10 protein-coding genes, 3 tRNA genes and 2 rRNA genes are annotated in these 17,340 nt (G+C 31.6%); 13 read left to right on the plus strand and 2 right to left on the minus strand.

Annotated elements, in window-relative coordinates:
• Positions 1–7: 7 nt before the first annotated feature.
• The 5 genes from HTZ87_RS00075 to HTZ87_RS00095 all read left to right on the plus strand — a co-directional run bounded on the left by HTZ87_RS00075 (position 8) and on the right by HTZ87_RS00095 (position 5,344).
• On the plus strand, positions 8–2,707 hold the full coding sequence (locus HTZ87_RS00075; protein ID WP_371813976.1) for a cation-translocating P-type ATPase: 2,700 nt from the start codon (positions 8–10) through the stop codon (positions 2,705–2,707).
• Between the two features lie 58 nt (positions 2,708–2,765).
• Entirely contained in the window at positions 2,766–3,200 is a 435-nt protein-coding gene (gene rplM / locus HTZ87_RS00080; protein ID WP_174892552.1) for a 50S ribosomal protein L13, read from the plus strand.
• Positions 3,201–3,202: 2 nt separating this feature from the next.
• Positions 3,203–3,598: a 30S ribosomal protein S9 gene (gene rpsI / locus HTZ87_RS00085; protein WP_174892553.1), complete on the plus strand. Its 396-nt coding sequence runs from the start codon at positions 3,203–3,205 to the stop codon at positions 3,596–3,598.
• A 62-nt stretch (positions 3,599–3,660) separates the two neighbouring features.
• A tRNA-Ile gene (locus HTZ87_RS00090) sits at positions 3,661–3,737 on the plus strand.
• Positions 3,738–3,859: 122 nt separating this feature from the next.
• A complete protein-coding gene (locus HTZ87_RS00095; RefSeq protein ID WP_174892554.1) occupies positions 3,860–5,344 on the plus strand; it encodes an APC family permease in 1,485 nt (494 codons plus the stop codon).
• Between the two features lie 106 nt (positions 5,345–5,450).
• On the opposite strand, the gene HTZ87_RS00100 is transcribed toward HTZ87_RS00095, so the two are convergent.
• Positions 5,451–5,526: transfer RNA gene (locus HTZ87_RS00100), tRNA-Lys, on the minus strand.
• A gap of 6 nt (positions 5,527–5,532) precedes the next feature.
• Positions 5,533–5,618: transfer RNA gene (locus HTZ87_RS00105), tRNA-Leu, on the minus strand.
• A gap of 210 nt (positions 5,619–5,828) precedes the next feature.
• Here HTZ87_RS00105 and HTZ87_RS00110 point away from each other — a divergent pair.
• The 8 genes from HTZ87_RS00110 to HTZ87_RS00145 all read left to right on the plus strand — a co-directional run bounded on the left by HTZ87_RS00110 (position 5,829) and on the right by HTZ87_RS00145 (position 17,111).
• Positions 5,829–6,653 (plus strand): TIGR00282 family metallophosphoesterase, encoded by an 825-nt coding sequence (locus HTZ87_RS00110; protein WP_174892555.1) that lies wholly within the window; start codon positions 5,829–5,831, stop codon positions 6,651–6,653.
• A gap of 135 nt (positions 6,654–6,788) precedes the next feature.
• Positions 6,789–8,294: ribosomal RNA gene (locus HTZ87_RS00115) — 16S ribosomal RNA — on the plus strand.
• A 311-nt stretch (positions 8,295–8,605) separates the two neighbouring features.
• Positions 8,606–11,492 (plus strand): 23S ribosomal RNA (locus HTZ87_RS00120).
• The 16S and 23S rRNA genes sit together here, the layout of an rRNA operon.
• A 223-nt stretch (positions 11,493–11,715) precedes the next feature.
• Positions 11,716–13,542 carry an ABC transporter permease gene (locus HTZ87_RS00125; protein ID WP_174892556.1) on the plus strand — a complete coding sequence of 609 codons (1,827 nt, stop codon included), beginning with the start codon at positions 11,716–11,718 and terminating at the stop codon, positions 13,540–13,542.
• Complete coding sequence (locus tag HTZ87_RS00130; protein ID WP_174892557.1) at positions 13,542–14,258, plus strand: ABC transporter ATP-binding protein; 717 nt, start codon at positions 13,542–13,544, stop codon at positions 14,256–14,258. Before HTZ87_RS00125 ends, HTZ87_RS00130 begins: the two co-directional genes overlap by 1 nt.
• A complete protein-coding gene (locus HTZ87_RS00135) occupies positions 14,236–15,252 on the plus strand; it encodes an aromatic motif membrane protein (protein WP_174892558.1) in 1,017 nt (338 codons plus the stop codon). Before HTZ87_RS00130 ends, HTZ87_RS00135 begins: the two co-directional genes overlap by 23 nt.
• Entirely contained in the window at positions 15,239–16,114 is an 876-nt protein-coding gene (locus HTZ87_RS00140) for an aromatic motif membrane protein (protein ID WP_174892559.1), read from the plus strand. Before HTZ87_RS00135 ends, HTZ87_RS00140 begins: the two co-directional genes overlap by 14 nt.
• The gene (locus tag HTZ87_RS00145) at positions 16,101–17,111 is read left to right on the plus strand and encodes an aromatic motif membrane protein (RefSeq protein ID WP_174892560.1); all 1,011 of its coding nucleotides are present in this window, start codon (positions 16,101–16,103) and stop codon (positions 17,109–17,111) included. Before HTZ87_RS00140 ends, HTZ87_RS00145 begins: the two co-directional genes overlap by 14 nt.
• The last annotated feature ends 229 nt before the right edge of the window (positions 17,112–17,340 follow it).

The raw sequence follows: 17,340 nt of genomic DNA on the forward strand, positions 1-17,340 counted from the left end.
AGAAATTTTGTACAATCAAGAATACATAAAAAACAAAACTGGTTTATCTTCAACGGAAGTTGAAAGATTAATCAAACAAAATGGTTATAACAAAATGACCGTAAAAAAAGAAAAAAGTATTTTTAAAATGTTCTTAGAACAATTTAAAGACTTTATGATTATTTTACTTTTAATTGCTTCAGCATTTAGTTTTGGTGTGGCAATATATGAAGCAATAACAAACGAAAACCAAAAAACATCGGAGCTAATAATTTCATTTATAGAGCCGTTTATAATACTTATAGTAGTAGCACTTAATGCTATGCTTGGAACTTATCAGGAGATTAAAAGTAACCAAGCGGTTAAAGCTCTTTCTAAAAGTAATGAGTTATATGCCAAAGTTTATCGTGATGGTAAATTAATAACTATTCCTTCATCTGATTTAGTGGTAGGTGATTTAATAGTAGTCGAAGCTGGTGATATTATTTCTGCAGATGCAGATTTAATTGAATCATATTCATTTTATGCAGTAGAATCAGCGTTAACTGGTGAATCTATTGCGGTTGAAAAAGATGCAAATTTTGTTTCAACAGATAGCACTAATTTAGGAGATCAAAAGAATAAAATTTTCTCAGGAACATATTCTACACAAGGTAGAGCAATTGCTGTAGTTACAGCAATTGGTGATCAAACAGAAATTGGGAAAATTAATAATTTAATACAAGAACAAAAAGTTCCTTTAACACCACTTCAAGTAAAACTTAATAAACTAAGTAAAGTTTTCGGAATTATCGGAATTGTTCTATTATTCGTAACAGCAATATTACAAATAGTAATTCAAGGATCAATTACAAGTAATTGAACCAAACCAGAATTATATTCAAACGCTACAGTTATTGGTATTTCTTTAGCTGTTGCAGCGATACCTGAAGGATTAATAACATTCACAACAGTTCTTTTAGCAATCGGTGTTGCAAGAATGACTCGTGAAAAAGTTATAATCAAATCATTTGCAGCAATTGAAACAATTGGTTCAACAAGCATAATCTGTTCTGATAAAACAGGTACACTTACAGAAAATAAAATGAAAGTAGTTGATTTTATTAACTACAATAAAACTTTAAGTAATGAAAAAGTTTTAGAATACTTTGTTGCATGTTGTGATGCATCAATTCACAAAAATGATAAAGGTGAGTTTGTTGAAGTTGGAGATCAAACAGAAATTGGTATTTTATATTACGCAAATGAACATAATATAAATGACGAAAATATATATAATCATTTCTCAAAAATCAACTCATTACCATTTGATAGTGACAGAAAATTAATGTCAGTATTATTAAAAGAAAATGATCAAAACATTTTAATTACAAAAGGTGCTCCAGATGTTGTTTTTTCAAGAGTCAAAGATTTAGACGAATCATATAGACATAAAGTTGAAGAGTTATCAAATAAAAGTTATAGAGTTTTAGCTATTGCTAAAAAAGTTATTAACAAAGATAATATCGATTTTGACGATGAAAAAGACTTAGAATTTATCGGTTTAATTGCAATGGTTGACCCAGCTAGAGTTGGAGTTAAAGAAAGTATCAAACAAGGTTTTGAAGCTGGAATTAAACCTATTATGATTACAGGTGACCATTTAACAACAGCAGTTGCAATCGCAAAAGAATTAGGTATATTTGTTGAAGGTGATAGAGCTATAACAGGATTAGAATTATCTAACATGAGTGATGAGCAACTAAAAGAACAAGTTGAACATATTTCTGTTTATGCACGTGTTACACCATCAGATAAATTAAGAATTGTAAACGCATGACAATCACATAACCAAGTTGTTGCCATGACTGGTGATGGTGTAAACGATGCGCCTGCACTTAAACGTAGTGATAGTGGTATCGCTATGGGAATTACAGGTACTGATGTTTCTAAACAAGCGGCAGATATGATTTTAACAGATGACAATTTTAGTACAATTGTTAAAGCTGTTAAAAGTGGTAGAGAAACATATCACAGAATTAAATCTGTTATATTAAACTTATTAATTTCATCAATAACCGAAATTATAGTAATGTTATTTGGATTATTTGTATTTTCATTTGTATTCAAAGAACAATTCAAAAATACTGATGTAATAATATTATCTGCATCACAATTATTATGAATTAATTTACTTACACACGGTCTACCTTCTATTGCCTTAGGTATGACGCCGACTGATGTAAATGTTATGAAAAATAAACCAACAAAAAGAGATGAAAGCATATTCGCAAACGGAATGTTTAAAGAATTGATGTTACAAAGTCTTGTGCTTTCATTTGCTTCATTATTATCTTATGGATTAGTTGGAATGTTAGCTGTACAAGCAAATATTAGTGGCGAGAAATTTGTTAAATTAACTTCGAGTGCAATGTTTGTTACTTTAGGTATTGGAGCAAGTTTAAATTCACTTAATTTAATGAGTAAATCATCAATTATTTTCTCTAAATTTAAAAAATACAAATTAGTATATATTGCTAGTTTATTCTCTGTAGTATCAATGTTATTTGTAACATTTATTCCAGGGCTATCAAATGTATTTAAGATAACTTCTTTAGAAGTTTACGGTCAAAATTGATTATATTGATTTATACCTTTAATACTTTCTTTAAACTTAGTATTTTATGCTGAAATTAAAAAAATTTATTTTGTTATTAAAAATTCTTTAAATAATAAATCTATGATATAATAAAAAGGCAACTTAATATTAAAACATAAAAAAATTCAAAATTAACGTAGGAGGTTGTATGAGACAAACAACAATTGTTAATACACAAAAAGCAAATAAAAAGTGATATGTTATTGATGCTGAAGGTCAAGTTTTAGGACGTTTAGCAGCATACGTTGCTTCTGTATTAAGAGGAAAAAACAAACCTGAATTTACTCCAAATGCTGACATGGGAGATAACGTTGTTATTATAAACGCTGAAAAAATCGTTTTAACAGCTAAAAAAGAAGAACAAAAAATTTACTACTCACACTCAGGATACCCTGGTGGATTAAAAAGTATAACAGCAGCAAAATTAAGAGTAAAAAGACCTACAGCTTTAATCGAAAAAGCTGTAAGTGGTATGCTTCCTCATACAAAGCTTGGTAACAAACAACGTCGTAACTTATTTGTATATGCAGGACCAGAACATAAACAACAAGCACAAAACCCAGAAAGATTAGAGGTTAAATAATTATGAGTAAAAACATAGAATACCGTGGATTAGGAAGAAGAAAATCATCAGTTGCTCGTGTTAGATTAACACCAGGAACAGGTAAATTCGTAATCAACAAACGTGAAGCTCGTGAATACTTAACATCAGACATTTACTTAAAAGACGCTAATCAACCATTTGATTTAACAGAAACAAAAGGAACATTCGATGTTTCAGTTGTTGTTGCTGGTGGTGGTTTAAGTGGTCAAGCAGGAGCTATTAGATTAGGTATTGCTCGTGCTTTATTAGAAGCAAGTGCTGATTACCGTTCAACTCTTAAAGCAGCAGGAATGCTAACAAGAGATGCAAGAGCTAAAGAACGTAAAAAACCTGGACTTCGTGCTGCTCGTCGTGCAAGACAATTCTCAAAACGTTAATTTTATAATAATAAAAAGCTTTGCTATTACTGTTTATATGCTATAATAGTAAAGCAATATATGCGAGCGTAGCTCAGCTGGTTAGAGCACACGACTGATAATCGTGAGGTCGATGGTTCGAGTCCATTCGTTCGCACCATTTCAAGAAATTGACCAATAAGCCTTATGGCTTATTTTTTTATTATTTTTTAATAAAAAATTATTTAATTTTTATTTTAAGTTATACTATTAAATGGCCATTAAAAAAGCCAAGGAGTTTAAATGAAAAATAATAAAAAAATAGGCTTCGCCTTATCATTAATGATGTTAATAGGAACCGTAGTTGGAATTGGTATATTTTTCAAAAATATATCAGTTGGAAAAGCGGTTGATTATAACGGGTTAAGCTGACTGATAACTTGAATCATAGGTGGGATAATCTCAATTTGTGTCGCACTATGTTTTTCAGAAATCGGTTCAATGACTAACAAAAATTTTTCAGGAATATCCAACTGAATACACAGATTAAAGCCGGGAGCAACATCATATGGTATATCTTTAACATACGCACTATTTTATTTTGGATTATTATTTACAATCCTTGGTAGTTTCGGTTCAGAAATATTCTTTTATTTCTTATCTGTAATGGGTGCAATTAATTTTAACGATATTAAGATTTGAGCACACTTGTTATTAGGTGCATTAATTAGTATTTACTTTTTATCACTAGTTATCTTATCACAGCGTGCATCCGGGATTTTCCAATTAGTTGTAACAGTATTAAAATTTATTCCGTTATTTTCTGTTATGATAATAGGTTTAGTTTTAGCTAACACACATAACCTAAATGATGGTTCACAACCATTAAATGCATTTTTAAACGGATCATTTACACTTAAAGGTGTAATTGTCGCTTTACCAGCAGTTTTATTTTCATATGATGCATTTTTAATAGTTGGATCATTTGGTAACAAAATTAAAAATTCTAAAAAAAGATTACCTATTATAGTTGTAGTTGGGATGGTATCAATTACTGCATTATATACATTAATTGCATTATCATCAATTTTACACAACGCAAAAACAGTGGAAGGAATTTTATTAGATTCTCTACCTAAATCTTTAGGTACAGTTATTGAAAAAATAATTTACACTTTATTGTTAATTTCCACACTTGGAGTTATAAACGGGATAACTTTTGCCTATAAAAATGAAATGGAAATAATTCTTTCAAATAAACTAGTATTTGGATCTAAAAGTATTTTGAAAAAAATGAGTTTAAGAAAAGCAATCTTCTTGTATTGCACACTTACATTTTTATTTTACTTTGTAATTTTATTCGGTTTAAGTTTAAGTTTTAACACAGATTCATTTTTAGATTTATTTAGCAATTATCCTACTGTTTTCTTTTTTGCGGTTTATTTATATATTATTATCTTGTATGCTAAAAAGAGAAAAAATATTATTGATACTAAAAAAATAAATAACATTCTTTTTTATGTAGTAACTGTAATTTCATTCATCGGAATTACAACTATTGAAATAGCATATTTTATTACAATATTTTCAAACGCTATAAGTGGAGTTGCTAAAAATAATTACGGGGTATTTTATAATAGTTCAAAACTTTTATTCCCTGGTTGATTCGAAGTAATAATTTATTTCTTATTCTTATCATTCACTTTCAGTATTCCTGTTTTAAATTACTATCTTGAAAAATTTATTTTTAAAAGAGATTTAATCAAACGTATTAAACAACTATATTAACATTTAAAATCAAACTTCTAAATCTAGAAAAAAGATTTAGAAGTTTTTAATATCTGTAAAAGAATAAAAAAATAAGCCATAAGGCTTATTGGTCAATTTCTTGAAATGGTACGTCCTAGAGGATTCGAACCTCTGACCCAATGGTTAAAAGCCATTTGCTCTACCTGCTGAGCTAAGGACGCATAACATGGTACCCAGAACTGGACTTGAACCAGCACGATTTTGCAATCGAGGGATTTTAAGTCCCTTGCGTCTACCATTCCGCCACCTGGGCAATTTCTTGTGTTGCTAAATTATTATAACATATAAAAAAAATATCAAAGCATTTTTATAAATATTTTTTTATTTTTTTATTTTGATAATAATTATCAATTTAACAATAAAGAAAAACTTTATTATTAAATTTAATTAAATTATATAATATAAAAGAATATTGTTAGGATTATACTATTAAAATTACTTTAATAACGTAGTTAGGAATAAAATGCAAGATAAAATAAATTTACTATTTATAGGTGATATCTTTGGAACACCAGGGATAATTACGGTAGAAAAACTATTACCGAAATTAATTAAAGAAAATAATATTGATTTTGTTATAGCGCAAGGTGAAAATGTTACAGGTAGAAAAGGTCTTAATGCAGAAGACTATAATAGATTAAAAAAAGCGGGTGTAAACTGCCTTACAATGGGTAACCACGTTTGAGCAAATGAGGATATATATAATATTATAGAAAAAGAAGATATTATAAGACCGTTTAATATTGATTCAAGTTATCCAGGTTATGGAACCTTAGTTTATAAAGTAAAAGATTTTACATTAAGAGTTAGTTCGTTATTAGGTAATACATTTAATGAACTAAATTATCCTTGAAAAGAATCAAGCGCTTTACCATTCTTAATTTCAGCACATGAATTAATGAATTATAAAGATACTGATTTTCACTTTATTGATTTTCATGCTGAAACAACAAGTGAAAAATATGTGTTAGGTCTTGAAGTAGACGGAGTAATTGACGCAGTCTGCGGAACACATACTCACGTTCAAACAAATGATGATCATATTTTACCTAACGGAACTTGTTATATAACTGATGCAGGAACTGTTGGACCTATTGATTCAGCAATAGGAGCCAATTTTCAAGAAGTACGTGATAAGATGTTAGATCCGAGTTCAAGAAAAAGATTTCAAGTTAGTCCAAACAATACTCAATTTAATGCCGTGGTAATTACCTTAAAAAAAGACGGTCTAAAAAACAGAACACACGAGATTAGAAAGATAAATATTTTCGATATAAAAATTTATTAAAAAAAATAAAAAATAATTTTGAACTTTCTAAATATGGTGTTATAATAGTTAGGCAATCATTAAAAACAACAAGTAAAAATCATTGCAAAAAGTTCTTTGAAAACTAGATATATACAATAAAACATGACAGTCAATTTTTTCGAGAGTTTGATCCTGGCTCAGGATGAACGCTGGCTGTGTGCCTAATACATGCATGTCGAGCGGAGTTCTTCGGAACTTAGCGGCGAATGGGTGAGTAACACGTACTTAACGTGCCCTCTAGATTGGGATAACGATGAGAAATTATCGCTAATACCGGATACTTATTAGTTTGGCATCAAACTAATATAAAAGGAGCGTTTGCTTCACTAGGGGATCGGGGTGCGGAACATTAGTTTGTTGGTGAGGTAATGGCTCACCAAGACGATGATGTTTAGCGGGGTTGAGAGACTGATCCGCCACACTGGGACTGAGATACGGCCCAGACTCCTACGGGAGGCAGCAGTAGGGAATTTTCCACAATGGACGAAAGTCTGATGGAGCGACACAGCGTGCAGGAAGACGGCCTTCGGGTTGTAAACTGCTGTTATAAGGGAAGAAAAAGCAATAGAGGAAATGCTATTGCCTTGACGGTACCTTGTCAGAAAGCAACGGCTAACTATGTGCCAGCAGCCGCGGTAATACATAGGTTGCAAGCGTTATCCGGAATTATTGGGCGTAAAGCGTCTGTAGGTTGTGTGTTAAGTCTGGCGTTAAAACTTGGGGCTCAACCCCAAATTGCGTTGGATACTGGCACGCTAGAATTGTGTAGAGGTTAGCGGAATTCCTAGTGAAGCGGTGAAATGCGTAGATATTAGGAAGAACACCAACATGGCGAAGGCAGCTAACTGGGCACATATTGACACTGAGAGACGAAAGCGTGGGGAGCAAACAGGATTAGATACCCTGGTAGTCCACGCTGTAAACGATGATGATTAGCTGATAGAGAACTATCGGCGCAGCTAACGCATTAAATCATCCGCCTGAGTAGTATGCTCGCAAGAGTGAAACTTAAAGGAATTGACGGGGACCCGCACAAGCGGTGGAGCATGTGGTTTAATTTGAAGATACGCGTAGAACCTTACCCACTCTTGACATCTTCCGCAAAGCTATAGAGATATAGTGGAGGCTAACGGAATGACAGATGGTGCATGGTTGTCGTCAGCTCGTGTCGTGAGATGTTCGGTTAAGTCCTGCAACGAGCGCAACCCTCATCCTTAGTTAAATATCCTAAGGAGACTGCCCGAGTAATTGGGAGGAAGGTGGGGACGACGTCAAATCATCATGCCTCTTACGAGTGGGGCAACACACGTGCTACAATGGATAGTACAAAGAGAAGCAATACGGTGACGTGGAGCAAATCTCAAAAAACTATTCTCAGTTCGGATTGTAGTCTGCAACTCGACTACATGAAGTCGGAATCGCTAGTAATCGTAGATCAGCTACGCTACGGTGAATACGTTCTCGGGTCTTGTACACACCGCCCGTCACACCATGGGAGCTGGTAATGCCCGAAGTCGGTTTTGTTAACTACGGAGACAACTGCCTAAGGCAGGGCCGGTGACTGGGGTGAAGTCGTAACAAGGTATCCCTACGAGAACGTGGGGATGGATTACCTCCTTTCTACGGAGTACATAAGTTACAATTCATTTTAGTAACAATTACTAACTTTTAAGACCATTTTTATTTATTTAATATTTGAGTCATGGCTTTCTTTAATGGTCAGAAAGATTTATATATCTAGTTTTGAGAGAACTTCTCTCTTTGTTCTTTGAAAACTGAATAGTAAAGATAAATTAATATAACAACGACATCAAAAAAATAAATTAAATTAGTCAATTTGTTTTGTGATACCGAGTAATTATTATTAAAATAATAATTTATTAAAATGTCTTTGAATACATCAACAAACAATAGGAAAATATTGAAATAACTTTTAAATAAGTAAGAGTGAGTTGTGGATGCCTTGGGTCTGGAAGTCGAAGAAGGACGTGATTACCTGCGATAAGCCTCGTGGAGCTGGATATAAGCTACGATACGGGGATTTCCGAATGGGGAAACCTAATTAGAGTAATATCTAATTGCATTAGAATGAATACATAGTTCTAATGACGAGACACGTTGTGAACTGAAACATCTTAGTAGCAACAGGAAGAGAAAATAAATAATGATTCCATTAGTAGCGGCGAGCGAACATGGAAGAGCCCAAACCAACATTTATGTTGGGGTTGTAGGACTATCTACATGAAGTTACAAAATTTTGTCATAGCAGAATAAGTTGGGAAACTTTAGCATAGAGGGTGATACTCCCGTATGCGAAATGGCAAGATCTTCTGATAGTATCCTGAGTAGGGCGGGGCACGTGAAACCCTGTCTGAATCTGCCGGGACCATCCGGTAAGGCTAAATACTAACCAGACACCGATAGTGAACTAGTACCGTGAGGGAAAGGTGAAAAGAACCCCGGGAGGGGAGTGAAATAGAATCTGAAACAACTTACTTACAATTAGTCAGAGCGCGTTAATGCGTGATGGCGTACATCTTGCAGTATGGACCGGCGAGTTATGTTAACATGCGAGGTTAAGTGGATAAAAGCGGAGCCGTAGAGAAATCGAGTCTTAATAGGGCGCTTAGTATGTTGACATATACCCGAAACCATGTGATCTATTCATGAGCAGGCTGAAGCTTGGATAACACCAAGTGGAGGGCCGAACCGTAGTACGCTGAAAAGTGCCCGGATGACTTGTGAATAGCGGAGAAATTCCAATCGAACTTGGAGATAGCTGGTTCTCCTCGAAATAGCTTTAGGGCTAGCGTGTGATGTTAAACTTTGGTGGTAGAGCACTGAATATGGAATGGCCGCGCCTAGCGGTACTGACTATAATCAAACTCCGAATACCATTGTGTATTATCATGCAGTCGGAACCGGGGTGCTAACGTCCCGGCTCGCGAGGGCAACAACCCAGATCGTCGGCTAAGGTCCCAAAATCGTGTTAAGTCAGAAAGGTTGTGAGTTTTCATAAACAACTAGGAGGTTGGCTTAGAAGCAGCCACCCTTTAAAGAGTGCGTAATAGCTCACTAGTCAAGAGAACTTGCGCCAATAATGTAACGGGAGTAAAACACGATACCGAAGCCACGGGTACGAAAGTACGTTAGAGGAGCGTTCTTAGTGCGGCGAAGTCAGACCGTGAGGACTGGTGGAGCGCTAAGAAGTGAGAATGCCGGTATGAGTAACGATTTGAGGTGAGAATCCTCAACGCCTATTGGGAAAGGTTTCCTGGGGAAGGTTCGTCCACCCAGGGTTAGTCAGGACCTAAGGAGAGGCCGAAAGGCGTATCCGATGGATAACAGGTTAATATTCCTGTACTGGCTGTACGTAGTGATGGAGTGACGGAGAAGGATAACACTACCACTTAATGGATTGTGGGGTAAGTAACGACTGGTGGATATAGTTAAATGCGTATCCTCTAACCGGGAGTTGCGAGTCATAGGCCGAAAGGCTGAATTGTGTGATTTCATGCTTCCAAGAAAAGCTTCTAAACGTTTAAACGTATGGTCACCTGTACCGAGAACGGACACACGTTCCCAAGATGAGTATTCTAAGGCGAGCGAGAAAACCAATGTTAAGGAACTCTGCAAATTAACCCCGTAAGTTCGCGAGAAGGGGTGCCAACTTTTGGTTGGCCACAGTAAATTGTGAGGGGCAACTGTTTATCAAAAACACAACTCTCTGCTAAACCGCAAGGTGATGTATAGGGGGTGAAGCCTGCCCAGTGCCCGAAGGTTAAGTGGATGCGTTAGCTTATGCGAAGCGTTGAAATGAAGCCCGGGTGAACGGCGGCCGTAACTATAACGGTCCTAAGGTAGCGAAATTCCTTGTCGGCTAAATACTGACCTGCACGAAAGGCGCAATGATCTCTCAACTGTCTCAACATTGGACTCGGTGAAATTATGGTCCCAGTGAAAACGCTGGGTACCCGCATCAAGACGAAAAGACCCCATGGAGCTTTACTACAACTTCGTATTGGAACTTGGCCTAACATGTGTAGGATAGGTGGGAGACGCTGATGCTAAGACGCTAGTCTTAGAGTAGTCGACCTTGAAATACCACCCTTGGTATGTTGAGTTTCTAACCTGTCGCCGTCATCCGGCGAGGAGACAGTGCGTGGTGGGTAGTTTGACTGGGGCGGTCGCCTCCTAAAAAGTAACGGAGGCGTTCAAAGGTACACTCAATACAGTCAGAAACTGTATGTAGAGCGCAAAGGTAGAAGTGTGCTTAACTGCGAGACCTACAAGTCGAGCAGGTGCGAAAGCAGGACTTAGTGATCCGGCTGTACGTCATGGAACGGCAGTCGCTCAACGGATAAAAGTTACCCTGGGGATAACAGGCTTATCTTGCCCAAGAGATCACATCGACGGCAAGGTTTGGCACCTCGATGTCGGCTCATCGCATCCTGGAGCTGGAGTCGGTTCCAAGGGTTTGGCTGTTCGCCAATTAAAGCGGTACGCGAGCTGGGTTCAGAACGTCGTGAGACAGTTCGGTCCCTATCTGATGTGGGCGTTGGAATATTGATGAGAGCTGCTCTTAGTACGAGAGGACCGGAGTGGACGTACCGCTGGTGTTCCAGTTGTTCCGCCAGGAGCATAGCTGGGTAGCTAAGTACGGAAAGGATAACCGCTGAAAGCATCTAAGTGGGAAGCCTCCTCAGAGATAAGTATTCCCTTGAAATTCCTTGTAGACTACGAGGTTGATAGGATGGATGTGTAAGTGTAGTAATACATTTAGCTGACCATTACTAATAAATTGATAGGTTTAGAAGTTAAGGTGTATTTAAGACATTTTAATGAATTATTAATTTACTATTCAGTTTTCAGAGAATAAGCCCAGAAGGGCATTTTTTTATACCTTTTTTAAAACCTACACTATCAGATAAATATGACTAAAATTAAACTATTTAAGTGCAAAAATATTTATTTATTACAAATAATATAATATAATTGTTCTATATTACTGTATAGTAATATAATAAAACGGAAGGATAAAATGACAAATACAAAAAATTATATTCAGTTTTTACATAAATTAATTTTAAAGAAAAAAAACACAATTATAATACCGGCTATTTTAACTACATTAATGCTTATAGTTACTATTGTTTTTTCACAAATTAATTTAAATATAGATGCTAAAAATATTGTTTTTTATGTTGTTGTTTCAATACAACTAATTTTTACGTTATTTTTTGCATCACTTAAATCAATAAACCTTTTTAAAGATCTTAGTGAGGACGGGTTAGAATTATTGACATTTTCTAAACCATTATCAAGGAAAAGTATAATACTTGGTAAAACATTTGTTAATATGATTGTAGGTTTATATTGAGCAATAATACTTACAGTTTTAAATCTAATATTTATAGGTGTTTTAAACCCACAATGATTGTTACAAAGTTTTTATGTAACTTTATTAACAATATATCTAGCATATATTTTATTTGGTAATTTAAGTTTACTAATTGCTTATAAATTTAATACCAAAATAGCCTTAACATTACCAATAGTATTATTTAGCCCACTAGCTTTTGGTGGAACATTAATTTCAGGTAAAACAACTTCTGTTAGTGATAATTTTGCTTATTTCTTAAATTATAAACATGATAAAAACCCATCAGGCAACTTAGTTAATTCAGAAATGTTTTATTTAAAAAATGGTAAAGATAACTTCTATTTAATGGCTAACGGACTTAAAAATAAAACATTTAGAGCAGATCAAAAGCAATACATCCAAGAAGCGTATAAACACTCTAAAAACGCTCCTAAAACATGACAATTATATTCTTTACTAGTAACTCCTTATCAAATGCTAGATATGTTTAATTACGATAATACAAACATATTTAAACTATTCAGAGGAAATACAATTAATAATTTAGAAGGTTACTTTAATTATGATGACAGTGAAAGTTTCTTACATAATTATGAACTAAAGTCAGTTTCTGATTTACCTATGTATGAATATCATACATTTAATGAAGATGGTAGTCAAAATAATGAGGTTCTAAAATCATTTATAGTTCCTGGTGCATTAAAAAACGAATCACATATTAAAGGTCTAGAAAACACAAATATTATTTATGCTAGAGATAAAGCAGATTCGTTTAAATTTAAGTTCCCGGAAGATCAATATGTTTATTCTGCTGCCGATAATTTAGTTGGTGAAATAAAATGAGAATATTTAGATGAATTATTATCTGACGATATATTTAATGATTATGCAAGTAAGTTTTACAATAGTTTTATTAATAATAATAAAAATTTAAAAGAAAAATTAGATATTAAAAACACTTTAATACAACAAATTGAAAAAGAACTTAATGATGATAATAGCGAAATTAATAGATTAGAATCAGAATCAATTGTATTAAACCCTAGATCATTACAAAATAAAGATATACAAAATATAACAGATAAAAAAGTTTATATAGCTTCAAGTCTTTTATACTATGCGTACTTTAACTTTATGAATACAAGCAACCAAAAAATAATAGATTCAATTTTATCGAATAATTTTGAAGAATTAAAATATACACCATCTCAAATTTCTGTTCGTATTGGTGAGTTTAAATATAACATTGGTGGATATAGTCAATACACACCAAAACAAGAAGTTAATGATGAAAATAAAATAATAATAAGATATGAACTTACAAAATCAGATAACTATTTATTCCAAGCTACAGATGAGGTTTATGAATTATCTAGAACACAAAAAGTTGTTAATAAAGATTTATATTTACTAATTTGAATTGCAATCATCGCAATCCTAGTATCAGTTAATAGCGTTTTATACTACAAAAAGGATTATAAATAATGAATGATAATATTTTAGAAATTAAAAATTTAACAAAGATTTATAAAAACAATAAAAACGAACAAACTGGTGTTTTCTCACTTAATTTTAGTGTGAAAAAAGGTTCTTTCCATGCATTTATTGGTGAAAACGGATCTGGTAAAACAACAACTATAAAATCTATAATAAGTTCATATATTAATTACACAGGTGATATTTTAATTGACAATGTTGATGTTAAGAAAAATCCTTTGATTAAATCAAAAATTGGTTATGTTCCTGAAAGTGCAATCTTCCCTAAAGAATTAAATGTCTATGAATATTTACTTTATTTAGGTTGCTTAGGTTCTTTATCTAAGAAAGAAGTGCAAACAAAAATTGATTCATTACTTGAAAAATTCGATATTACAGACTTAAAATATAAAAAACCTTTTAACTTTTCATCAGGTCAAAAGAAGAAAATTTTATTAATTCAAATGTTGTTAAATGAACCTGAATTAATCATTTTAGACGAACCTGCAGCTAATTTAGACCCAACTGCAAGATATCAATTATTTAGTTTACTTGAAGAGCTTCATCAAAGTGGAACTACTATTTTTATCAGTTCTCACATATTAAGTGAAATCGATAAATATGTTGATTCATTCACTTTAATTCACAAAGGTAAAATCTTATATAACGGATTAAAAACAGAACAACTAGAGAAGGTTTTCTATGAAAAAATCATTAAAGTATAGCTTGCTTTCTCTTACAACATTAACCGCAATAATTGTGACTAGTTTATCAGTTGGTTTATCAGTTAATAATGCATCTATTAAACCTAAAGATAATAATTATAAAAATCATTTACAAACAAAAAAAGAAGAGAATGTATATTTAAAACAATTAGCAGATGAATTCTTTTTTAACTCAGAGTTAACAGATAATTTTAAAAACGATTATTTCAATAACCAAAATAATATTAATGACAATTATTTTAATGAATTAAATGTAGCTCTTACATATGCACCATTTCCGGTGGTTCACTTATTAGAAATTGCTAAAGACATTAAAATCAAATATGCTCGTCAATCGGTTGAAATATTTGAGAATTTATTAACAAATAATTGATATTGATACTTAACAAACTTAGATTCATTTTTATATCAATTTAATCCTTTTAATAGTAAATACAAGGATAATAAAGATGATAAAGGTAAAGATACAAAAGAAATTCAAAAAGAATTTGAAGAGCTATTTAATAAAAACGAATTGTTTTATAAAATAAAAAATACAGATATAACAGGTTATAAAACTTTTGAAATACCAAATCTTAAACAAGATGTTTATACTAATAAAAAAATAGGTTTTTTAAAAGTATCAAATAATGTTTTAATTCCTTTTTTTACATACACCAATGAGAAAAAGGAAAATATAATAATGATTACTCCTGATTTATTCGTTTTCAATAAAGAAATTGAAGATACAACGATTAAAAACATAGCTGACTTGTTTATTAGTTTAAGACAAGAAAGAATCGATTCAGACATTGCATACTTTAAAAAAATAAGTAGTTCAGGTCAATATGATGAAAACGAAGTTTATAAAACATATGATGACAAAACTTTATTTCAAATTTTTAATAAAAATAACTACTCTGAACTATTTTTCAAAGAATTATTTAGATTCAATCAATTAGATAATGATATTAAATTTAAAAGATTTACATGAGGTTTTAATGAAAAAAAATAAATACTTATTTAGTTTACTAGGTTTAGTTTCCGCTTCATTAGCTGTAAGTTCATGTTCTGATTTTTCAAAAAGTACTCAAACATCTTTAAATAAACATATTCAATTAGTTGATGAAGTTAGTCCTAAAACAGTAGACAAAAACAAACAAAAAACAGAAGATATCATTAATAAATTATTAAATCAAGTATTCAAAGGTAGTCAATCTAAAATATTACAATTTTTAGATGAACAAAAAGCAAATGAAGTTAAAATAAGACAAGAATTTTTAGAAGCTAAAGAAAGTTTTAAGGTTGCTAAAAGCAATGGAGAACATCCTGAATTTACTAACTCAGTAAATCAAAGAAATTTCTTTGCAAAAAATTGATACTTTTTCTTAACTCATTTAGATGAATTCGAATTTAATTTTGTAGAGTATGTTTTTGATGGACTAAAAAATGGTAAGACTGCAAGTGAAGAATATAAGGCTACTATAGCAAACAAGCCTGCAATTGATAGTTTTAAACTTAAAAATAATTTACTTGAGAATATTAAAAATGGTGATGAATCTAAAGAAATATCAAATACTAATGTTTACTATATTCTAAAAGGTAAAATGGTTTTTAGATTAAGTGTTAATGATTTAGATCAAGAACAACCAACAGTAACTATGTTACCTATGTTTTGATACTTCCCAGAATCAAGAGCTAAATCAATATCTATTGCATTAATTTCTTCGATTGTGCATACACTTTTTATTCATAACTATCCTCAAGCTTATTCTGAATTTGAAAAAGTTATGGTAGTAGACCAAAGATATGGTAGTCCTGTTTTCGTATACCCAACAATAATAGAGCAAAAAGGAGAAGAAAATGAAAGTAAATAAGTTTCTAAAAAATATATTTAAGTCATTAGTTTTTATATCTCCTATAGCACTTTCTGTTTCTTGTTCTAGTTCAAATAATAGTACAAATAAGTTAGAAATGATCAAGAATTCAATTGTTAAAACTGATAGTAGTAAAGAACAAGAATGAAATACATTTATTAATCAAAAATACATTCAAGTTATCTTAGATAGGTCATTTAATAGCAAGGAAGAAAAAGAAAAATTTATAGAGTCGCAAAAATCAATTAGTGATGAATATATAAATAAAATAAAAATAGCATCAAGATTTGGGAATAATATTATTTCTGAATTTGACGATGGTGGTGGTTTTTTATTTTTAGGTAATGTAAAGAACTTAATCACTTATAAATCAATAGATATTAAAGAAGAATTGTATTCTAAAAATTGATTATTTTTCTTATTTAACATACATCGTTTTAATTTCTTCCACTTTTCAGATATTGAACCTGATAAAGCATTTAAAGAAGACTTTATTGAAAGTTTAGAGACAAACAAGAAAATATTTGAAGACTTTTATACACCTAAAAAATTAAATATAATTGATCTAGCAGTTCAAGAATATGATTTATCCGAAACTAGTTCGGAAACATTTGAAGTTAATGAAGAAAACACTTCAAATAAGCCACAGAAAACTAAAGAAGTAAATTACAATTTTGAAGATAGAATTTATTTCTTATCTGAAGAAGGTTACATTTACTTTGTTAGACTATTCGGAACAAAAAAAGTAACTTCTTTTAGTGATGGAACTAAAAAAGAAGAGCAAACAATAAATAAAGTATACTTAAATCAATATCTATATTCATTTCCTAAATTAGTTGCTAGCAAGGATAAAATGAATGATTTCGATTTAAAAAAATACATTGATGTAGTTGCTCCTTGAGAAAATTCTAAATTAGGTTTTAGAGATGCTATTAGAATTTTATTTATTGAAGAATATGGTGGTGAGACCTTTAGATATACATTAATAGATGCCTAATTTTTATCTTTTTCCTTATTTTTATTTAATATATTTCAGTAAAAAATAATTACAAAATAAAATGACTTTTTATGTTTTTATAAAAAATATTAAAAAGCTCATTTTTTTACATCTTTTTTAATACTTTTGTTAATTTTTAAACCTTAGACATAGCGTTAAAATATTTTTTTACATAATAAAATGTATGGTAGAATAAATACCGAAAATATACAAATACATGATAGGAAAT

Origin of the sequence: Mycoplasma sp. OR1901 (assembly GCF_013348745.1) — a bacterium.
In the GTDB taxonomy this organism is placed as follows: Bacteria; Bacillota_I; Bacilli_A; order Mycoplasmatales; family Metamycoplasmataceae; genus Mycoplasmopsis.